Genomic DNA, 19,580 nt, shown 5'->3' with positions numbered 1-19,580 from the left:
CGCACTCATGTGTCTGCCACCTTTCGCATGATCTCGGCTGCTGCGGCCAGGGTCCGCCGCTCGTCGTCGTCGAGGGAGGCCAGCGCTCCTTCGAGCCAGGCATCGCGACGCCGCACGGTCTCGTCGACGACGAGGCGTCCGGCATCCGTCAGGGCGATCGTCACTTTGCGGCGGTCGTCGTCGTCCGGGGTGCGCGAGAGGTAGCCCGCTTCCTCGAGGAGCGACACGGTGCGGTTCATCGACGGAGCCGTCACACGCTCACGGTCGGCGAGTTGGCCGAGGGTGTGCTCGCCGTGGAGCGTGAGGGCGGCGAGCACCGCGAACTGTCCGTCGCTCATGGTGTCGATCGCGCGCTGTGCGCGCAGGCGACGGGCGAGACGGAACGTCGCCATTCTCAGTTCGGAGGCGGCGGCGCTGAAGTCGTCACGCGAGTCGGAGAGGGGGGATTCGTCGACGCGTTCGTTCATGGTGCTCGATAGTTAGCATAGCTCATTAGTCTTGCTAACGGTCTGTTCGGCGCATCCCCTGTTTTCGCCGCGCGGATCCAGCCCGCGGCATCCGGGGCTCGCCCCTAGACTCGGCGCATGCCCGAGTTCGTCGACGCCTACGGCATCTCCATCGTCTACGACGTGTACGAAGCCGAGGAGCCCCGGGCGGTCGTCCAGCTGCTGCACGGGGTGGGTGAGCACGCCGGTCGGTACGGTGCCCTCATCGCGGCGCTCGTCGCCGACGGCTACACCGTGTACGCCGACGACCACCGCGGCCACGGCCGCACGGGGCTGCGGCAGTGGGGCGGCGACCACGGCAAGCTCGGACGCCTCGGTCCCGGCGGGCTCGGGGCCGCGCGCGACGCCGTGTGGACCCTCAGCCAGATGATCCGCGAGACGCACCCCGATCTTCCGCTCGTGCTCCTCGGTCACTCGTGGGGCTCGTTCCTCGCGCAGATGCTGGTGGACCGGCATCCGGATGCCTTCGACGCGGTCGTCCTCAGCGGATCGGCGCTGCGCTGGCCCGGTGCGCTGAACTCCGGCGACCTCAACGCGCCGTGGAAGCACGTGCGCGGCTCGGGCATGGAGTGGCTCTCCAGCGACGAGCAGGTCGGGCGGGATTTCGTCGCCGATCCGCTGACGACCTCGACGCCCCTGCTGCGGCTGTTCGGCCCGGTCGAGACCGCGAAGCTGATCGGCCGCCCGCGGCGCGACCTGGGGCAGGACATCCCGATGCTGCTGATGGTCGGGCGCGACGACACCGTCGGCGGTCCGCGCAGCGTGCATCGCCTGGCCGACGCGTATCGCACCCGCTCGGGGCTGACCGACGTGACCACCCTCGTCTACCCCGGCGCCCGGCACGAGATCTTCGCCGAGGTGCAGCAGGCCGACGTGCGCGCCGACCTGCTCGCCTGGCTCGACGCCCGGTTCCCCGCTCGCGGCTGAGCCGGTCGCGGGGGCGCGGGGCGGCGGGCTGGGGGTTCCGGGGCGCGGGTGGCGTGGCATCCGGGGGCTGAGAACAGGGGATGCCGCGGGGACAGGGCGATCTGCGCGGTTTCGGCCTGTTCTGGGTGCGTCGCCTGTTTTGGTGACGGGTCGTGGGGGCTCGGCGGGGCGCGGGTGGCGTGGCATCCGGGGGCTGAGAACAGGGGATGCCGCGGGAACAGGACGATCCGCGCGGTTTCGGCCTGTGCCGGGTGCACGGCCTGTTCTGGTGACGGGGCGGGGCCGCGGCATCCCGGTGCGACCCCCTGCCGCCGTAGGCTGGAGGCATGCACGGCGAGTACAAGGTCCCCGGGGGCAAGCTGGTCGTCGTCGACCTCGAGGAGCGTGACGGCCGGATCTCCGGGTTCCACCTCGCGGGCGACTTCTTCCTCGAGCCCGACGACGCCCTCGACGACATCGACGCGGCGGTCAACGGCCTGCCGGTGGAGTCCGACGTCCCGACGATCGCCGCCGCCATCCGCGCGGCGCTGCCCGAAGGCGCGCAGTTGCTCGGCTTCACGCCCGAGTCGGTGGCGACCGCCATCCGACGCGCGCTCGTGACCGCGCCGGGCTGGGGCGACTTCGAGTGGGAGGTCGTGCACGACGCCCCCGTCTCGCCGCGGATGAACCTCGCGCTCGACGAGGTGCTCACATCCCGCGTCGGCGCGGGCCTGCGCAAGCCCACGCTGCGCTTGTGGGAGTGGAACGAGAACGCCGTCGTGATCGGCTCGTTCCAGTCGCTGCGCAACGAGGTGGACCCCGAGGGGGCCGCGAAGCACGGCTTCGACGTCGTCCGCCGGATCTCGGGCGGTGGGGCGATGCTCATGGCCGCGAACTCGATCGTCACGTATTCGCTGTACGTTCCGGCGTCGCTCGTGGCGGGCATGACGTTCGCCGATTCGTACGCGTTCCTCGACGACTGGGTGCTGCAGGCGCTGCGCTCGCTCGGCATCGACGCGGTGTACCAGCCGCTCAACGACATCGCGGGGCCCCACGGCAAGATCGGCGGCGCCGCGCAGAAGCGCCTCGCCAACGGCGGGGTGCTCCACCACGCGACCCTCAGCTACGACATGGACGGCCAGGTGCTCACCGAGGTGCTGCGCATCGGCCGTGAGAAGCTCAGCGACAAGGGCACCGTTTCGGCTGCGAAGCGCGTCGATCCGCTGCGCAGTCAGACGGGCCTGACCCGGGATGCCGTCATCCAGCGGTTCATCGACACGTTCACGACCCTGTACGGGGCGACCACGGGGCATATCACCGAAGAGGAATATGCCGAGGCCGAGGCTCTCGTGGCCGCCAAGTTCGCCACCGACGCGTGGCTGCAGCGCGTTCCGTGAGCGTCCAGACCCTGGCGGGCGTGTGGGATCACGGCTCCGTCGAGATCCACCACGCCGACAACCTCGCCGTCACCGCCACGCTCCCCGACGCCTCCTTCACCCTCGTCTACCTCGACCCACCGTTCAACACGGGGCGCACCCGCTCCAAAGCGGTCGAGTCGGCGCGGTGGACGCCGCCGGTCGACGAGGCCCCGGATGCCGAAGAGCCGGTGATCGTGGCATCCGAAGAGCCCGCCGACCCGGGCATGCTCGTCTTCCCCGACGAGGACGAGCCGGCTCCGGTGCCGGTCGTGCAGCGGGGGTTCCACGGTCGCGAGTACGCACGGCTGCGCGGCGACCTGCGTACGTACGACGACCGGTTCGACGACTACTGGGCGTTCCTCGAGCCTCGGCTCGAGGAGGCCTGGCGTCTGCTGGCCGACGACGGCACGCTGTACCTGCACCTGGACTACCGCGAGGTGCACTACGCCAAGGTCATGTGCGACGCGCTGTTCGGGCGGGAGCGGTTCCTCAACGAACTCATCTGGGCCTACGACTACGGCGCGAAGACGCGTCGGCGGTGGCCCACGAAGCACGAGACGATCCTCGTGTACGTGAAGAACCCGTCGCGGTACTTCTTCGACTCCGACGCCGTCGATCGCGAGCCCTACATGGCCCCCGGGCTGGTGACCCCCGAGAAAGCGGCGCGGGGCAAGCTCCCCACCGACGTGTGGTGGCACACGATCGTGCCGACGACGGGGCGCGAGAAGACCGGGTACCCGACGCAGAAGCCCGAAGGCGTGCTGCGCCGGATGGTGCAGGCCTCGAGCCGCCCCGGCGACCGGGTGCTCGACATGTTCGCCGGGAGCGGCACGCTCGGCGCGGTCGCGGCTCCGTTGGGCCGCCACTCGGTGCTCATCGACGACAACGCCGACGCCGTCGCGGTGATGCGCAAGCGGCTGGCGGCGTACCGCGGCTGAGCCGCGCCGGCCGCGGTGACGCGGCTGAGCCGCGCCGCTGTCGGGGCCGCGAGACTTCATCGCGCTGACATCTCCGTTGCAGCCTGCAGGGGAAATGTCAGTCGGATGCAGTCTCGCGGGATCGGTGTGCGGGCGGGCCGTGGCGGGCCGGCCACGCGCCGGGGCGAAGTTAGGCTTGCCTAATGACGTATGCGTTCGCCCCCGAGATCCAGCAGGCCGTCCTCGCCCACATGAACGACGACCACCTCGACGACAACGTGCTCGTTGCGCGCGCCTTCGGCCCCGTGCGGGCGGTCGCATCGGCGCGGATGACGGGGTTCGACGGCGACGCGGGCGAGTGGTCGGTCGTCGGGGACGACGGAGCCACCGTCGAGCTGCGCGTGCCGTGGCCGGGGGGTCCCATCACCGAGCGGCGTGAGGTCCGGCGCGAGATCGTCGCGCTGTACGACGAGGCATGCCGTCGGCTCGGGATCACCCCGCGCCCCCACGGAGATTGAAGGTTAGGCGAGCCTAACCTTGCCTTATGATGGCCGCATGAGTGCTGTCATCCCGTTCTCCACCGCCCTGCGCGAGCGGTCGCGCGCCGCCCACTCTTCGAGCGAGGGCGCGGGTTTCATGACCGACCTCATGAACGGTTCCGGCACGCGCGAGGACTACGTCGCGCTCGTCGCCCAGCACTGGTTCATCTACGCCGCGCTCGAAGAGGCGACCGAGCGCATGCGCGTCGACCCCGTGGCATCCGTGTTCCTCAGCGACAAGCTCACGCGCGTGCCCGCGATCGAAGCCGACCTCGAGTTCTTGATCGGTGCGGACTGGCGCGAACGGATCTCACCGCTCCCGACGACCGAGGCGTACGTCGCGCGCATCCGCCGGGTCGCGGCGACCTGGCCCGGCGGCTTCGTGGCCCACCACTACACGCGCTACCTCGGCGACCTGTCCGGCGGGCTCTTCATCGGGCGTCTCATGCAGCGGCGTTTCGGGTTCGAGACCAACGGCGTCGGGTTCTACCTCTTCGGCGACATCGCCGACCCCGAGGCGTTCAAGAACGTGTACCGGGAGCAGTTGGATGCCGCCCCGTGGGACGACGAAGAGAAGGAGCGCGTGATCGACGAAGTGCTCGTGGCCTACCGGTTCAACACCGGCCTCTTCACCGACCTGGCGCGCGCGAAAGCCGCTCAGACGGCCTGAGGCGGCGTCTGCGGGCGCGCGCGGCGACGGAGCCGACGCCCCGCGACGAGAGCGGCCGCGACGGCGGCGATCACGAGGACGATGAGCGCGTAGAGGCTCCACGGCACCGCGGGCGTCGAGAAGGCGAGCGCGACCGGCTCGACGGTGCCGGCGCCGAGGCCGACCCCCTCGGGGGCGACGGTGACGGATCCGGCGACCCACCCGAGCGAGAACACCGGCACCTCCCGCACGACGTCGATGGTCGAACCGGGGAGGACCTCGCTGATCCGGAGGGGCGGAGTGCGGGTGCCGAACAGTCCGCCGGTCCCGGACGTGTCGATCGTCTCGAGTCCGGTGAGCCGGGTGTTCCCGGTGTTCTCGAACGAATAGCTCACGGTGAGACGCCCCGACTCGAAAGGGTTCCACGAGCCGTCGTAGCGGGCCGAGACCGCGGTCGCGGACGCCGCGGGGACGAGGTCGCCGGCGACGCGGACGGTGAGGCGCGTGCCCAGGCGACGATCGACCGAGAGCGCGTTCGCGGGGTCCTGCGATGTCAGCGACGTGACGATGCCCGCGGAGTGATCGCCCGGGCGGGCATCGGCGGGCACGGTGACGGTGAAGGGGACGTCGGCGGTGTGGCCGGGCGCCAGCTCCAGCGCGGGGGTGTTCACCGCGACCCACGTACCGGCGTCCGCGGACGGGGCGCCGTCGACGAGGACGTCGATCTCGCCGGTGGAGGCGGTGAACGCGTCGGCGGCGTAGACCGCGAGGGACAGCGGTTCGGTGCCCGTGTTGACCACGATCATCGTGTCCGAGATCACCGCGCCGGGCTCGACGGCGTACGTGAAGTTGCCGCGCCCGGTGCCGTGGGCATTGTCCGCCGTCTGCACCGACCACGCGACGCCGCCGCCGTCGGCGGCCCGGGCCGTCCCCGGCGCGAGGGCGGTGGACAGCGCGAGGGCCGAGGCCAGGGCGAGGGCCCCAATGAGAGCGAGCGAGGGGAGGCGGAGGGATGCGGGCACGAGAGGTCTTTCGATCGAGGGACGAGTGGGGGCCCCGGCGATCGCCGGGGCCCCGGTGCGGGTGTTACTGCAGCGCCGTGATGGTGAGCGTGCTGCGGTAGTCGCCGGCGGCGGTGGTGCCGGGGATGACGAGCGCGAGGTCCGCCCCCACCTTCGCGCTCACGGCTGACGTCGAGGATGCCAGCACGCGCGAGGACCCGAGGCCGGTTCCGCCGAGCCGGGTGGAGGTCACCTCGGCGCCGCCGGTCACCGTCGCCGCGTCCGTTGCGACGAGCTTCGGCTTCCAGCCCAGGTAGCCGCCCGAGAAGGTCTCTCCCGACGACGTTGCGAACTCGCTCACCTGGCCCGAGATGCTCCAGCTGTAGGGGGTCGATCCGCCCGCGCGCGTGTCGGTCACGACGACCGGATTGAGCGAACCGGATGCCACGAAGTTCGCGCCGTCCTGCACGGCGGTGCCGAGGTCGGCGGGCGCGGTGCCCTCGAAGGCCCACCCGAAGGCGCCGGTGGGGTTGTCGACCCACGCGGGGACCTCGACGACGACATCGGAGGCCGACGAGAAGGCGATCGGGGTGAAGGTCTCGAACGGCGCGTGCACCGCGCCGCTGCCGGCGTAGGTGTAGATGCCGAACGTCCCGGCGGCGAGGTTCTGCGCTTCGGTGGTGGTCAGCGCGAGATCGACCTCGAACGTCCCGTCCGAGGTCAGCTCGATGGCGCCGGCGTTCGCGCCGCCCACGGTGGACATGCTCGCGGCGGGGAGGGCCCAGCGCTGTGCGATGACCGTGCGCGCCGAGGACGGCGCGCCCGCGGAGGGCTTCCACACGTCGGCGAACTTGCCGAACGCGACGTACGCGCCGCTGAACTGCCCCGCCAGCGGCGGGCGGGTGCCGTTGGTGGCGGTTCCCGCGGGCAGGAAGCCGGAGCCGCGGACCGTCACGGTCTCGCCCTGCGCGAGGCCGCTGGTCCGGGAGACGGTGACCGTCGGCGTGGTCGACGTCGGCGCTGCCGTATACGCGATCGAGAGGGGACTGGCCGGCTTGCGGGAATCGGCGGCACCACCGGAGGAGTACCAGTACGATCCCTGCCCGGTCTTGACCTGGAAGTCGACGAACGACTGAGGGAAGGCGCCGGCGTTCGCGCCCGTCGTGACCTGGGCGACCGAACCCGAGGGCACCGTGATCGTGCGGCCGAGGTAGTCGGGCGTGACGGTGAAGCCGGTGGGGGTCACGTCGACGCCGGTGAGCGTCGCGATGACGACGTCGGTCGCGGGGGTGAGGTTCTCGAACTTGTCGGGGTCATCCATCGAGGTGCCGTACCCGCCGAGGGTGGCGGTGACCGTTCCCGTGCCGTCGGCCGCGACCGTCAGCTTCGGGTCCGTGATCCACGAGCGGGTCATCCCCGAGTAGAACGCCGACGTGAACGAGCCGGACCACTGGATGACGGCGGTGTTCGCCGCGACGTCGACCGTGCCCGTGCCGCCGCTGATCTCGGCGATGTGCCCCGAGTTCAGCCCGTTGCCGGAGGTGATCGTGGTGCCCGCGGCATCCGTGCGAAGTCCCGCGAACGTCGCGTCGGCATAGCTGCCGTCGGACTGGAGCTTGAGGATCCTGGTGTTGCCGTCGCTCTGCTTCCAGTTGGCCGTCGTGACGCGGTCGGCCGACGAGGAGGCGGTGATGATCCCCGCCGAGAGCAGGTTGACGGTGCCGGGTGCGAAGGCGGCGGAGTTCGCTTCGGCGTTGACGCCCCAGCGGAACACGGCACCGTCGATCGTCGTGTCGGCGGCGTATGCCGGAGCGCTCGCGAGCGCGCCTCCCAGAGTGAGCGCTGCGGTGGCGAGGAGTGCCGTCGAGGCGCGTCCCAGCCACGGTCCACGCGGGTTTGGAGAGTCCACGTTCGTTCCCTTCTCCGTCCTCGAGAGGTCCCGACGGCAGGCGTCGGTCGCCCCCGGGCGAGGGCGAGAGGACAGGTTAGGCTTACCTAAGCACGAAGTCGGTATCCAGGTAAAGTTAAGGATAGGCTCACCTCACTTGGAGGTCCTTTTGTCTCGTCATCCCCGCGCCCTCGCGGCACTCGCTCTCATCGTCTCGGCCACGCTGGGCCTGGCGGCCTGCACGACGGGCGAGCTCGATCACGCGGACGGCGCACCGGCCACGCCGCCGCTCGCAGAGGTCACGCCCCTCGCCGATCCGCTCTCGTGGCAGGGTCCGTCGACCGCCGTCGCTGCCGCGTCCGCGATCGTCCCGGTGACCGAGGGCGCGCAGGTACTACCGGTCACGGTCACCGACGCGCAGGGCTCCGCGGTCACGGTCGTCGACACCTCGCGCATCCTCGCCCTCGACATCTACGGCTCGCTCTCGCGCATCGTGTTCGAGCTCGGTCTGGGTGACTCCGTCGTCGCCCGCGACACCTCGAGCGCCTTCCCCGAGGCCGCCGGCCTCCCCGTGGTCACCGAGAACGGGCACGACCTCAATGCCGAGGCGATCCTCGACGCCGCGCCCACCGTGATCCTCACCGACACGAGCCTCGGTCCATGGGACACGGTGCTGCAGATGCGGGATGCCGGCATCCCCGTCGTCGTGGTCGACTCGCACCGGTCGTTGGCCTCCATCGGCACTCTCGTCGAGCAGGTCGGCGCCGCTCTCGGCGTGCCCGACCGCGCGGCCGCGCTCGCCGCGCGCAGCACCGCGGCCGTCGACGCGAAGATCGCCCAGATCGCCGACGTCGCACCCGCCGATCCCGAACGGCGCCTGCGCATGATGTTCCTCTACGTGCGGGGGCAGTCCGGGGTCTACTACCTCTTCGGCGAGGAGTCCGGCGCCGACAGCCTCATCGAGGCGCTCGGGGGGATCGACGTCGCGGGCGAGATCGGATGGCGGGGCATGCGCCCCCTCACCGATGAAGCGCTCGTGGATGCCAACCCCGACCTGCTGATCATGATGACGAAGGGCCTCGAATCGGTGGGGGGAGTCGACGGGCTCGTCGAACGCCTCCCGGCCGTGGCGCAGACCGACGCCGGCCGCAACCGCCGCATCGTGGACATGTCGGACACGACGGTGCTGAGCTTCGGTCCCGCCTCCGCCGACGTGCTCGACGCGCTCGCCGTCGCCGTCTACGCGCCCGAGGCCGCGGGGTGAGCGCGGCCGTCACCGAGGCGACCCGCGCGGACGCCGCCGCCCCGGTGCGCCGCGCCGCGCGTCGGGCGCCCGCGGTGTTCACCGCCCTTGCGCTGGCGCTGGTCGTGCTCGCGGTCGTCTCCGCCGGGAGCGGCCAGCTCTCGATCCCGCCCGACCAGGTGCTCGGCGCGTTCGCGCGCGGTTGGAACGACGCGGTGCGCGCGGTCGGCCTCGACGCCCTCGCCGTGCCGCCCGGGGTCGCGATGGCGCACGTCAACGGCGAGGCGACGCTGTGGCTCATCCGCGTGCCGCGGCTGCTCATGGCGGTCCTCGTGGGGGCGGCGCTCGCGACGGCGGGCGTCGTCATGCAGGGCGTGTTCCGCAACCCGCTGGCCGAGCCCGGAGTCATCGGCATCTCGTCGGGCGCGGCGGTGGGGGCCTCGGCATCCATCGTCTTCGGTCTCACCTTCCTCGGGCCCGTGACCCTGCCCGTCCTCGCTTTCGCCGGCGGCCTCGCCGCCACGGTCGTCGTATACGCCTCGGCCCGGGCCGACGGACGCACCGAGGTGGTCACGCTCGTGCTCACCGGCATCGCGGTCAACGCCGTCGGCGGCGCGGCGATCGCGCTCTTCACGTTCCTCGGGTCGACCCAGGAGCGCGAGCAGATCGTCTTCTGGCAGCTCGGGTCGCTCAACGGCACCCGCTGGAGCGACCTCGCGATCGTCGCGCCGCTCGCGATCGTCGGCATCGCGGCGTGCCTGCTGCTCTCGAGCTCCCTCGACCTGCTGGCGCTCGGCGAGCGTCAGGCCGAGCACCTCGGTGTCCGCGTCGAGCTCTTGCGCGTCGGGGCGATCGTGGTGGTCGCGCTCCTCACGTGCGCCGCCGTCGCCTTCTGCGGAATCATCGGCTTCGTCGGTCTCGTGGTGCCCCACCTGATGCGCATGCTGCTCGGCCCCGGCCACCGCCTGCTCACCCCGGCCAGCGCGCTCGGCGGAGCCGCGCTGCTCCTGGCGGCGGACCTCGTCGCGCGCACCGCGGTGCCCGGCTCGGACCTGCCCATCGGCATGCTCACCGCGCTCATCGGCGGCCCGTTCTTCTTCTGGCTGTTGCGTCGGACCCGACGCCGATCGGGGGGATGGGGATGACGCCGGTGATGCGCGTGCGCGGGGTGTCGGTCGACGTCGCGGGGCGGCGCGTGCTCGACGACATCGACCTGGACCTGTCGGCCGGCGAGATGCTCGTTCTCGTGGGCCCCAATGGTGCGGGCAAGTCGACTCTCCTCTCCGTCCTCGCCGGCGACCGCGCCGCGCGCAGCGGTGTCGTCGAACTCCACGGCGCGGCACTGGAGGAGTGGCCCGTGGCCGAACGGGCCCGCCGTCGTTCGGTGCTGACCCAGAGCAACGAGGTGTCGTTCCCGTTCGTCGTGCACGACGTCGTACGGATGGGGCGCGCGCCGTGGCGGCGGCATCCGGAGTCCGACCGCGACGATGCCGCCGTGGCGGACGCGCTGGCGGCGGGCGAGGTGACGGCCTTCGCTGAACGCCCGGTGACCTCGCTGTCGGGTGGGGAACGGGCGCGGGCGGCATTCGCCCGGTCCTACGCGCAGGAGTGCGGCATCGCGCTGCTGGACGAGCCCACCGCGAGCCTCGACATCCGCCATCAGCACCGCGTGCTCGCCCGTACGCGGGAGCGCGTGCGGCGGGGCGGAGCGGCGATCGTCGTGCTGCACGACCTGGGGCTCGCGGCGGCGTACGCCGACCGCATCGCCCTGCTCGAGGCGGGGCGCCTGGCCGCGGTGGGTCCGCCGCGCGAGGTCCTCGACCCCGATGTCCTCACGCGGGTGTACCGCCATCCGATCGACGTCCTCGACGGCCCGCGCGGCACCGTGATCGTGCTCGCCACCGCCGAAGAACCGCCGCCCCTCGACACCGGAGAAGCCCCCGAATGACCCGCTCCCCTCGCGTCCCCCTCGCCGCGACCGCCCTCGCCCTCGCCTTCGGCGGCCTGCTCGCCGCCGCCGACCCCGCTGCGGCGGTCGGCGGGGTGTCGATCGCCGGCCCCGACGGCAGTGCGACCGTGTCGCCCGACTACGCCACCGAGGTCACCGTCTCGGGCTCCGGCTTCCAATCCGTCGCCAACGGTTTCGGCGGGGTGTACGTGCTGTTCGGCTGGGTCGACGACCCCGCGGGAGGCTCATGGCGCCCCAGTGCGGGCGGTCTGGTCGGCGAGGACTACCGGTACGTGCCGGACGCCGAGTCGGCAGAGAACAACGGCTTCCAGCGTTTCCTCGCCTTCCCCGGCAGTCAGACCGAGAGCTCGGCGAACGGCACGATCGGCGCAGACGGGTCGTGGACCGTGGCCATGGTGGTCCCGGGGGCCGTGTTCGAGAGCCAGGATCGCGAGGGACGCGTGACCTCGGTGGACTGCCGGCGCACCACGTGCGGCATCATCACGATCGGCGCGCACGGGGTGAAGAACGCCAACAACGAGACCTTCACACCCGTCTCGTTCGGGACGGTCGCCGCGGGGGCGGCATCCGGATCTCCCGCCGCTCCGACGGATGCCGGGGGTGCGGCCGGTGCCGTGCGCGTCGGCGTCGAGTCGGCGACCGTCGCGGCGGGGTCGTCGATCGTGTTCACGGGGCAGGGCTTCACTCCGGGCGAGCAGGTCGTGGCGTCGCTGGACGGCGGGCTGACGGCTGTAGGGCCGCTCACGGCGGGAGCCCGCGGCGAAGTCGCCGCCGCGCTGCCCGTTCCCCGCGACATCCGCGACGGGACGCACCTGATCACGCTGCGCGGTGCGGGATCGGGGAGCGTGGCCGAGGCGGAGGTGAGCGTCACGGGCGGAACGGTCGAGGTCGTCGCCACGACGCCGACGGTGCCGACCTGGGCGATCGTGATGATGCTCGGGTGCGTCGCGCTCGCGGCGGTGCTGGTGATCGCGAGCGTCGTGACGGCCCTCGTGCGGGCACGCGCGCGACGTCGCGCCCGGCGGGCGGCATCCGGCTCTTCTCCGGCGCCGGGCGAGGCGCCGCGCGAGCCCGCGGGCGGTCCCGCGGAAGCCCCCGCGGAGCCGCTTGCGACGGGGGCCCGGTCATGAGGGGCCGGGGTCTGCTGCGCGCGGCCCTCGCGGTCGCGGTCGCCCTGGGCGTCGGGGCGTCTCCGGCCGCAGCAGCGGGACCCGACGAGATCGTGGTCACCGTCCCCGGACCCGGCGGTCCGGCCGCAGGCGACGGGATGATCCGCAATGCGCAGCTGCGGTGGGGACTGAACGCCGAGTCCGGGGGAGGGGCGTTCGCGGGCGGATGCAACTTCCTCAGCGCCGGGCTCGCCGGCGACGCCGGGGGTGCCCGGGTGTGGCGGGAGGGCGACGGCCTCTACCGTGCGCAGGACGGCGCCGTCCGCATCGAGAAGCCGACCGCCGACGGCGGATGGACGACCGCATCGTGGGACACGAAGTGCCGGGATCCGCGCGGGGCCGCCGTGTCGGCCTCGTCGACGTCGAGCACCACCGGGAACCAGGTCGTGATCGACGGGGGGACGGGGACGCGTCGTGACGGGGCGGTCGAGATCCGCTGGGCGGGCTCGTTCACCGTGGCCTTCTACGGCGGGATGACGTACTGGAGCGTCACGGATCCCGTGCTCACCCTCGACGCGTCCGGGAACGGGCGCCTCGTGGGGCGTGCCGGCGGGTACGGGACGTCGATGGACGACCTGACGGCGTGGACGTCGATCGCCCCGCGCGAGGTCGTGCTCGCCGACCTCCGTTCCGCCGCCGTGTCCGCCGAGAGCGGGTTCTCGGTGACGCCCGAGTACCTCGGGGTCGCGACCGCCGGGGGCGGCCAGATCGCGCGCTCCAACGCGAACGCCGCCCACTGGGGATCGTTCCCGCAGTCGTTCGTCGACTTCCACCGTCTGACGGGTCAGCAGGGGTACTGGCTCACGACGGGCGGAGTCCGGGATGCCGCGAAGCCGGCGACTGCGCTCACCGTCAGCTACGACGCCGATGCCCCGGTCGCCGTGCCGGCGGCATCCGGTGGGGGTGTGTCGGCGGCCGCGGCGGCGAACAACCCGCTGCGACGCGCCCCCTCGGCGCTCGACCCGGCCGCACCCGCTCTGTCGTTCCTCGCGGCCAACGCCCCCCTGACGACGCAGCCCCAGGGGCCGGGGCTCGTGCCCGACGCGCGCGGGGCGATGTCGCCTCTCGTGCTGCCGTTCCTCGGATCCGCGGCCGCGCTGAGCCTGGCGATCATCGCCGTGCTGAGCATGATGCGGGCGCTGCCGTGGCAGCGTTCCGGTGCGGTGGCCGCGCGGCGTTCGGTCTCGGGCCGCGAGACAGCAACCGGCTGACATTCCCCCTGCAGGCCGCCGGGGAATTGTCAGCGCGGTGCAGTCTCGCGGCCGTGGGCTGCCGAGAACGGCCGAGACCCGCGTCGATGTCGCCGGGCGCGTCTAGGGTGAAGCCCATGGAATTCGGCATCTTCGTCCCGCAGGGTTGGCGCTTCGATCTGGTGGGCATCGACCCCGCCGACCAATGGCGCGCGATGAGCGCGCTCGCCCAGAGCGCCGACGAGGGGCCGTGGGCCTCGATCTGGGTCTACGACCACTTCCACACCACGCCGGTGCCGAGCGCCGAGGCCACGCACGAGGCGTGGACGCTGATGGCCGCGTTCGCCGCCGTCACCGACCGCGTGCGTCTCGGGCAGATGTGCACGTGCATGGGGTACCGCAACCCGGCCTACCTCGCCAAGGTCGCGGCGACCGTCGACCTGATCTCGGGCGGGCGCGCCGAGATGGGCATCGGCGGCGGCTGGTACGAGCACGAGTGGCGCGCGTACGGCTACGGTTTCCCGCCGATCGCCGAGCGGCTCGGGCGCCTGCGCGAGGGCGTCGAGATCATGCACCAGGCCTGGACCACCGGCTCGGCGACGCTCGCCGGCACGTACTACGACGTCGACGGTGCGATCGTCCAGCCGCAGCCGCTGCAGTCCGGCGGCATCCCCCTCTGGATCGCGGGCGGTGGCGAGAAGGTCACGCTCAAGATCGCGGCGCAGTACGCGTCGTACACGAACTTCGGCGGCTCGCTCGACGAGTTCGACCACAAGTCCGCGGTCCTCCGCGGCCACTGCGAGGCCCTCGGCCGCGACTTCGGCGAGATCACCCGCTCGACGAACTTCAACACGATCGTGGCCGAGAGCGAAGCCGAGGCGGACGAGCGTCTGGCTGCGGTCGTGGCGCGCTTGCGTCCCCACGTCGGCGACGAGCGGGCGGATGCCATCGAGGCCGACTACCGCTCCTCCGACACGTTCGGCACGCCCGAGCAGATCGTCGAGCGCCTGCGGGCGCGCGCCGACCACGGCCTCGGCTACGCCATCCAGTACTTCCCCGAGGCCGCGTACGACACCTCGGGCATCTCGCTGTTCGAGCGTGAGGTGGTCCCCGCTCTCCGCGCCTAAGGCGCGTGAGGGGTCAAGAACTGTCGCCTCCGGCGCGCCGAAGCGACAGTTCTTGACCCCTCACGCGACCTGCGGGTCAGACGAGCGGGGCGACATCCGAGTACGCGTCGGGCTCGACGGGCGGGGTGGATGCCGGGGCGTCGAAGACCCGCGCGCGGCGGGTCGTGGCATCCCACGCAGGCCAGCCGGGGTCGCCGTCGCGGACGAAGGCCACCGCCGCCGCGTGCATGGCGGCGGCGAGGTCCGTCGGAGGCGCCTCACCGGCGATCGCGGCCACCCCGCCGGCGTCGAGGTGGTCGAACCAGAACGGCACGTCGAGGCAGTGGCAGGCGAAGCCGATCGCGGGTGACGGCCACGCGAAGCGATAGACCCACGTCGGGGCGGTTCCCCGCGCGCGTGCCGTGCGGAGCACGACCGAACGGATGACGCGATCCGAGACGTAGCCGCCCAGGAGGGCCGCCGATCCGCGCCGCCGCGACCGGGCGAGGTACGCGTGACGGCGGGAGCGCCCGAGGCCCAGGACCGCGAGAGCCAGTGGCACCGGAACCAGGCGCAAGGGCTTCCGCCAGCGCGCCGTGAGCATCGTGAACTCGTCGTCCGTGGCGCCGATCACGAGCGGCACGTCCGCGGCGGCGCCGTCCGCGAGGGCGTCGAGCGGCGCGCGGGGGAGCATGTCGCCGTCGACCACAGGGCCGATCGGCAGCCCGTCGTCGAGCAGCGTGGTGAGGCCCGACAGCCGCGGTCGTCCCGTCGGCTTCTGCGCCCGTTGCTGCAGCTCGAGCAGATGCTCTTCGGGGAGGCGCGCGAATCCGTCGCGGTCGGCCGGCACCCCGGCGAGGGCTGCGATCCGCTCGGCGAACCGGCGCGCGGCCGGAGCGGTGACGGCCCCGATCGCGGGCGAGACGGCCATGGCCCCGCGGAACAGTCCGGATGCCGCGGGGCAGGCCAGCAGCGCCAGCACCGATCCGCCGCCCGCCGACTGCCCGACGATCGTCACCCGCGCGGGGTCTCCGCCGAAGGCGGCGATCTCGTCGCGCACCCACTCCAGAGCGGCGATCTGATCGCGCAGACCCCGGTTCGACGGGGCGCCGTCGATGTGCCCGAACCCGTCGAAGCCGAGCCGGTACGAGACGACCACCGTCACGACACCGTCGCGCGCGAACGCGTCACCGTCGTACCAGCGGCTCGCCGGCGACCCCGAGGTGAACCCGCCCCCGTGGATCCACACGAGCACCGGGAGAGCGGCATCCGGTGTCGCCCCGGCGGGCGCGAAGACGTTGACGTTCAGCGTCGCGTCGCCGGGCACACTCGGCTCGGGGATCAGCGTGATGCCCGTGTCGCCGCGCTGGGCGGTCGCCCCGTACTCCGTGGCGTCGCGCACGCCCTCCCACGGGGTGGCCGGCTGCGGAGCGGCGAACCGCAGCGCTCCGACGGGAGCCTGGGCGAACGGGATGCCGAGGAAGACCGCCGTCCCGCCGCGCGCGAACCCGCGCACGCGGCCCCGGGTGGTGGCGACGGCGGGGTCCTTGGCATCCATCGCCCCATCTTCTCGTGCCATCCGCGTGAGTCGCCAAGAATTGTCACCTGGCGAGTGCGCAGGGCGACAGATCTTGGCGCCTCACGCGCTCGGCCTGCGGCCTCAGGCGTCGCGGCGCGCGCCCTGCGACGGCGTCACGGTGAAGACGTTCGGGGCGCGGAATCCGGATGCCGCGAACGCGGCGTGCACGGCGTCGGTCGCCGCGGGCACGAGGTCGGCGGGGATCAGGGCGATCGCCGCGCCGCCGAAGCCGCCGCCGGTCATGCGCGCGCCGAGGGCGCCCGCGGCCAGCGTCGTCTCGACGGCGAGGTCGAGCTCGGGCACCGAGATCTCGAAGTCGTCGCGCATCGACACGTGCGACGCGGTCAGCAGGTCGCCGATCGCGCGCGGGCCGTCGGCGTCGAGGGCGGCGACGGTGTCGAGCACGCGTTGGTTCTCGGTCACGATGTGCCGCACGCGGCGGAAGGTGACGTCGTCGAGGATCTCGGCGGCGCGCGGCAGATCGTCGACGGTGAGGTCGCGCAAGGCGGGCACGCCGAAGGCGGCGGCGCCCTTCTCGCACGAGGCGCGGCGCTCGCGGTAGCCGCCCGAGGAGTGGGCGTGCTCGACGAGCGTGTCCACGACGAGGATCTCCAGACCCGCCTCGGCGAAGCCCAGGGCCACCGGCCGGGTCTCGAGCGTGCGGCAGTCGAGGAACGTCGCGGAGTCGGCGACGCCGAGCATCGAGGCCATCTGGTCCATGATCCCGGTGGGGGCCCCGACGGCGTCGTTCTCGGCGGTGCGGCCGACGCGCGCGAGGGCGACCTTGTCGAGACCGGCGCCCCACACGTCGTTGAGGGCGGAGGCCACGGCGCCCTCGATCGCGGCCGACGACGAGAGGCCCGCCCCTACCGGCACCTCCGACGCCAGGGCGATGTCGACGCCCCGGGGCGTGGCATCCGGGGCCGCGGCGCGCAGCGCCCACGCCACCCCCAGCGGGTAGCCCGCCCAGTCGAGGCCGCCGGCGGCGATGCGGGCGTCGAGCTCGGACAGCGGCACCTCGACGGCCTCGTCGGCGAAGGTCGACCGCACGCGGATCACGTCGTCGGAGCGGAGGGCCACCGCGGCGGCGGTGCGCTGCGCGATCGCGAACGGCAGGACGAAGCCCTCGTTGTAGTCGGTGTGCTCGCCGATGAGGTTGGCGCGGCCCGGCGCCGACCAGACCCCCGCAGGAGCGGCATCCGTCAGGGTGGCGAGCAGGGCGCGGGCGTCGTCGACGGCGGTCATGCCGTCACCTCCGGGATGGTCTCGAGGGCGGCGCGCAGGCGGTCGGCCTGGGCCTCGGGGGTGATGTCGCCGATCCACGCGCCCATGGCGGACTCGGATCCGGCGAGGTACTTCAGCTTGTCGGCGGCGCGGCGGGGCGACGTGATCTGCAGGTTCACCCGCACGCTGTCGCGTGCGCGGTCGACCGGGGCCTGGTGCCACGCGGCGATGTACGGGGTGGGGGTGTCGTACAGCGCGTCGATGCCGCGCAGCAGCCGCAGGTAGAAGGGGGCGAGCTCGTCGCGCTCGGCCTCCGTCGTCTCGGCGAGGTCGGCGACGTGGCGGTGCGGCAGCACGTGCACCTCGATGGGCCAGCGCGCCGCGAACGGCACGAACGCCGTCCAGTGCTCGCCGCGCAGGACGACGCGCTCGCCGGCGCCCTCGAACTCGAGGATGCGCGCGAAGACGTCGGGCGAGGTGCGGGCGACGGTGTCGAGCAGGCGCTGCGTGCGCGGGGTGACGTAGGGGTAGGCGTAGATCTGCCCGTGCGGGTGGGGGAGGGTGACGCCGATCTCCTGCCCGCGGTTCTCGAACGGGAAGACCTGCCGGATGCCGGGCAGAGCCGACAGCGCGGCTGTGCGGTCGGCCCACGCCTCGATGACGGTGCGGGCGCGCGTGCGCGACAGCGTGCCGAACGAGCCCTCGTGCTCGGGGCTGAAGCAGACCACCTCGCACCGCCCGACGGAGGTGCGAGTGCGCCCCAGGCCGAGGTGCTCGAGGTCGTCGTCGTCGCGCGGCGGATCGCTCGCGGCCGGGGCGTCGGCGGTGGCGACGTCGAGCGCGGGTCCGAACGACGGCGACTTGTTCTCGAACACGGCGACGTCGTAGCGCGAGGGGATCTCGGACGGGTTCGTCGGCGTCTGCGGAGCGAGCGGGTCGAGGTGCGCCGGCGGAAGGAACGCGCGATTCTGACGATTGGATGCCACGGTGATCCAGTCGCCCGTGAGGATGTCCTGCCGCATCGTCGCCGTGGCGGGCCGCGGGGCGAGCGTGCGGGCGTCGACGGAGCGTTCGGGGCCGAGCGTCGTGTCGGCATCGTCGAAGTAGATGAGCTCGCGGCCGTCGGCCAAGCGCGTGGGGCGTTTGACGACTCCGGCGCCGAGCGCCACTGCGGTGGGGCTGTCCGTGTTCACGATAACACGCTACATTCCGCCCGTGATATCGTCAACACGGGAGGCGATCATGCGAGTGTCCATGGCCGATGTGGCCGCAGCGGCGGGGGTGTCCGCCCAGACCGTCTCGCGCGTGGCCAACGGCAGCCCGCGCGTGGATCCCGCGACCCGTGCCCGCGTCGAGGCGGCGATGAGCGACCTCGGTTATCGCATGCACCGCGCCGCGCGCGCCCTCCGCACCGGGCAGACCTCCACGATCGGACTCGTCGTGTCGACGCTGGCCTCGGTCGGTAACTCGCGGATGCTGCAGGCGATCTCCGAAGCGGCGGCCGCACGCGACTACGCCCTGGCCGTCGTGACGGTGGGGGAGCGCGGCATCCGCGACGCCTTCGCGCGCCTGCGCGCCCAGGGCGTCGACGGCGCCGTCGTGCTGAACGAGGCGACCGAGCTCGTGCGCGACACCGATCCGCCCGCCGACCTGCACCTCGTCGTGGTGGATTCGCCGCCCGACGGGCGATTCTCGATCGTGCAGACCGATCACGCCGGCGGTGCCCGCCTCGCCACGGAGCATCTGCTCGCCCTCGGCCACCCCACGGTTCATCACATCGCCGGGCCCGCACGGTCGTTCGCCGCCGCCGAACGCGAGCGCGGGTGGCGTGCCGCACTGTCCGACGCCGGGGTCACGGCGCCCGAGCCGGTCCGGGGCGACTGGACCTCGGCATCCGGTCATTCCGCCGTCGCCGCCCTGACCGGCGCCACCGCGGTCTTCGTCGCGAACGACCAGATGGCCCTCGGCGCGCTGCGGGCGTTCGCCGACGCCGGTCGCCGCGTGCCCGACGACGTCGCCGTGGTCGGTTTCGACGACATCGTGGATGCCGCCGAGTACCGCCCGCCACTCACCACCGTGCGGCAGGACTTCGACGCCCTGGGCCGCGACGCGGTCACGGCGCTCATCGCCGCGATCGAGGGCGGCGTGCCGGTGGCGCAGAGGGTTCCGGCGACCCTCGTCGTGCGGGCCAGCGCGCGCTGACGCGGCGGCGCGCCTGCGACGTGCGGTCCCGCACGCGCGGGGCGGCGGCGTGCGCCCGGAACAGGGGCGGCGGC

The 19,580-nt window shown here is 72.8% G+C and carries 18 protein-coding genes; 12 read left to right on the top strand and 6 right to left on the bottom strand.

What is annotated here, in order from left to right:
* Positions 1 to 5 precede the first annotated feature (5 nt).
* Positions 6 to 467 carry a MarR family winged helix-turn-helix transcriptional regulator gene (locus AC3E6M_RS12755; RefSeq protein ID WP_138176195.1) on the bottom strand — a complete coding sequence of 154 codons (462 nt, stop codon included), beginning with the start codon at positions 465 to 467 and terminating at the stop codon, positions 6 to 8.
* A 117-nt stretch (positions 468 to 584) separates the two neighbouring features.
* On the opposite strand from AC3E6M_RS12755, the gene AC3E6M_RS12750 reads away from it, so the two are divergent.
* From AC3E6M_RS12750 to AC3E6M_RS12730, 5 genes are all read left to right on the top strand, one after another.
* Positions 585 to 1,433, top strand: a complete 849-nt coding sequence (locus AC3E6M_RS12750; protein ID WP_490530116.1) for an alpha/beta fold hydrolase — start codon at positions 585 to 587, stop codon at positions 1,431 to 1,433.
* 326 nt (positions 1,434 to 1,759) lie between these two features.
* Positions 1,760 to 2,809, top strand: coding sequence for a lipoate-protein ligase LplAB (lplAB, locus tag AC3E6M_RS12745; RefSeq protein ID WP_490530115.1), 1,050 nt, complete (start codon positions 1,760 to 1,762; stop codon positions 2,807 to 2,809).
* Positions 2,806 to 3,768, top strand: coding sequence for a DNA methyltransferase (locus tag AC3E6M_RS12740; RefSeq protein WP_490530114.1), 963 nt, complete (start codon positions 2,806 to 2,808; stop codon positions 3,766 to 3,768). The genes lplAB and AC3E6M_RS12740 overlap by 4 nt, the downstream gene beginning before the upstream one ends.
* 182 nt (positions 3,769 to 3,950) lie before the next feature.
* Positions 3,951 to 4,265, top strand: coding sequence for a DUF2470 domain-containing protein (locus tag AC3E6M_RS12735; RefSeq protein WP_138177687.1), 315 nt, complete (start codon positions 3,951 to 3,953; stop codon positions 4,263 to 4,265).
* A 37-nt stretch (positions 4,266 to 4,302) separates the two neighbouring features.
* Entirely contained in the window at positions 4,303 to 4,956 is a 654-nt protein-coding gene (locus AC3E6M_RS12730; protein WP_490530113.1) for a biliverdin-producing heme oxygenase, read from the top strand.
* Here the strand turns inward: AC3E6M_RS12730 and AC3E6M_RS12725 are convergent.
* Together AC3E6M_RS12725 and AC3E6M_RS12720 are read right to left on the bottom strand one after the other, a co-directional pair.
* The gene (locus AC3E6M_RS12725; protein ID WP_490530112.1) at positions 4,944 to 5,957 is read right to left on the bottom strand and encodes a WxL protein peptidoglycan domain-containing protein; all 1,014 of its coding nucleotides are present in this window, start codon (positions 5,955 to 5,957) and stop codon (positions 4,944 to 4,946) included. The two genes, AC3E6M_RS12730 and AC3E6M_RS12725, sit on opposite strands and share 13 nt — an antisense overlap.
* A 64-nt stretch (positions 5,958 to 6,021) precedes the next feature.
* Complete coding sequence (locus AC3E6M_RS12720) at positions 6,022 to 7,845, bottom strand: hypothetical protein (protein ID WP_490530111.1); 1,824 nt, start codon at positions 7,843 to 7,845, stop codon at positions 6,022 to 6,024.
* Between the two features lie 136 nt (positions 7,846 to 7,981).
* Here AC3E6M_RS12720 and AC3E6M_RS12715 point away from each other — a divergent pair, with 136 nt between their 5' ends.
* The 6 genes from AC3E6M_RS12715 to AC3E6M_RS12690 all read left to right on the top strand — a co-directional run bounded on the left by AC3E6M_RS12715 (position 7,982) and on the right by AC3E6M_RS12690 (position 14,522).
* Positions 7,982 to 9,088 carry a heme/hemin ABC transporter substrate-binding protein gene (locus tag AC3E6M_RS12715; protein WP_490530110.1) on the top strand — a complete coding sequence of 369 codons (1,107 nt, stop codon included), beginning with the start codon at positions 7,982 to 7,984 and terminating at the stop codon, positions 9,086 to 9,088.
* Entirely contained in the window at positions 9,085 to 10,212 is a 1,128-nt protein-coding gene (locus tag AC3E6M_RS12710) for a FecCD family ABC transporter permease (RefSeq protein WP_490530109.1), read from the top strand. Before AC3E6M_RS12715 ends, AC3E6M_RS12710 begins: the two co-directional genes overlap by 4 nt.
* Positions 10,209 to 11,015 (top strand): heme ABC transporter ATP-binding protein, encoded by an 807-nt coding sequence (locus tag AC3E6M_RS12705; protein ID WP_490530108.1) that lies wholly within the window; start codon positions 10,209 to 10,211, stop codon positions 11,013 to 11,015. Before AC3E6M_RS12710 ends, AC3E6M_RS12705 begins: the two co-directional genes overlap by 4 nt.
* A complete protein-coding gene (locus AC3E6M_RS12700) occupies positions 11,012 to 12,166 on the top strand; it encodes a hypothetical protein (RefSeq protein ID WP_490530107.1) in 1,155 nt (384 codons plus the stop codon). The genes AC3E6M_RS12705 and AC3E6M_RS12700 overlap by 4 nt, the downstream gene beginning before the upstream one ends.
* Entirely contained in the window at positions 12,163 to 13,416 is a 1,254-nt protein-coding gene (locus tag AC3E6M_RS12695; RefSeq protein WP_490530106.1) for a hypothetical protein, read from the top strand. Before AC3E6M_RS12700 ends, AC3E6M_RS12695 begins: the two co-directional genes overlap by 4 nt.
* 116 nt (positions 13,417 to 13,532) lie before the next feature.
* On the top strand, positions 13,533 to 14,522 hold the full coding sequence (locus AC3E6M_RS12690; protein WP_490530105.1) for an LLM class F420-dependent oxidoreductase: 990 nt from the start codon (positions 13,533 to 13,535) through the stop codon (positions 14,520 to 14,522).
* A gap of 76 nt (positions 14,523 to 14,598) precedes the next feature.
* On the opposite strand, the gene AC3E6M_RS12685 is transcribed toward AC3E6M_RS12690, so the two are convergent.
* From AC3E6M_RS12685 to galT, 3 genes are all read right to left on the bottom strand, one after another.
* Positions 14,599 to 16,059, bottom strand: coding sequence for a carboxylesterase/lipase family protein (locus AC3E6M_RS12685; protein ID WP_490530104.1), 1,461 nt, complete (start codon positions 16,057 to 16,059; stop codon positions 14,599 to 14,601).
* 102 nt (positions 16,060 to 16,161) lie between these two features.
* Positions 16,162 to 17,325, bottom strand: a complete 1,164-nt coding sequence (gene galK, locus AC3E6M_RS12680; RefSeq protein WP_490530103.1) for a galactokinase — start codon at positions 17,323 to 17,325, stop codon at positions 16,162 to 16,164.
* Positions 17,322 to 18,497: a galactose-1-phosphate uridylyltransferase gene (gene galT / locus AC3E6M_RS12675; protein WP_490530102.1), complete on the bottom strand. Its 1,176-nt coding sequence runs from the start codon at positions 18,495 to 18,497 to the stop codon at positions 17,322 to 17,324. The genes galK and galT overlap by 4 nt, the downstream gene beginning before the upstream one ends.
* Before the next feature lie 49 nt (positions 18,498 to 18,546).
* On the opposite strand from galT, the gene AC3E6M_RS12670 reads away from it, so the two are divergent.
* Positions 18,547 to 19,506 (top strand): LacI family DNA-binding transcriptional regulator, encoded by a 960-nt coding sequence (locus AC3E6M_RS12670; RefSeq protein ID WP_490530101.1) that lies wholly within the window; start codon positions 18,547 to 18,549, stop codon positions 19,504 to 19,506.
* The last annotated feature ends 74 nt before the right edge of the window (positions 19,507 to 19,580 follow it).

Source organism: Microbacterium sp. SCPM-O-B-15248 (M128), assembly GCF_058214835.1.
Note: the sequence above shows the minus strand (reverse complement) of the source record. Positions and strands in the feature narration are given on the sequence as shown.

Excerpts from the sequence above, each read along its gene's own strand:
- AC3E6M_RS12755 (WP_138176195.1), bottom strand. The coding sequence starts at position 467 with ATGAACGAACGCGTCGACGAATCCCCCCTCTCCGACTCGCGTGACGAC.
- AC3E6M_RS12750 (WP_490530116.1), top strand. The coding sequence starts at position 585 with ATGCCCGAGTTCGTCGACGCCTACGGCATCTCCATCGTCTACGACGTG.
- lplAB (WP_490530115.1), top strand. The coding sequence starts at position 1,760 with ATGCACGGCGAGTACAAGGTCCCCGGGGGCAAGCTGGTCGTCGTCGAC.
- AC3E6M_RS12735 (WP_138177687.1), top strand. The coding sequence starts at position 3,951 with ATGACGTATGCGTTCGCCCCCGAGATCCAGCAGGCCGTCCTCGCCCAC.
- AC3E6M_RS12730 (WP_490530113.1), top strand. The coding sequence starts at position 4,303 with ATGAGTGCTGTCATCCCGTTCTCCACCGCCCTGCGCGAGCGGTCGCGC.
- AC3E6M_RS12705 (WP_490530108.1), top strand. The coding sequence starts at position 10,209 with ATGACGCCGGTGATGCGCGTGCGCGGGGTGTCGGTCGACGTCGCGGGG.
- AC3E6M_RS12700 (WP_490530107.1), top strand. The coding sequence starts at position 11,012 with ATGACCCGCTCCCCTCGCGTCCCCCTCGCCGCGACCGCCCTCGCCCTC.
- AC3E6M_RS12695 (WP_490530106.1), top strand. The coding sequence starts at position 12,163 with ATGAGGGGCCGGGGTCTGCTGCGCGCGGCCCTCGCGGTCGCGGTCGCC.
- AC3E6M_RS12690 (WP_490530105.1), top strand. The coding sequence starts at position 13,533 with ATGGAATTCGGCATCTTCGTCCCGCAGGGTTGGCGCTTCGATCTGGTG.
- AC3E6M_RS12685 (WP_490530104.1), bottom strand. The coding sequence starts at position 16,059 with ATGGATGCCAAGGACCCCGCCGTCGCCACCACCCGGGGCCGCGTGCGC.
- galK (WP_490530103.1), bottom strand. The coding sequence starts at position 17,325 with ATGACCGCCGTCGACGACGCCCGCGCCCTGCTCGCCACCCTGACGGAT.
- AC3E6M_RS12670 (WP_490530101.1), top strand. The coding sequence starts at position 18,547 with ATGCGAGTGTCCATGGCCGATGTGGCCGCAGCGGCGGGGGTGTCCGCC.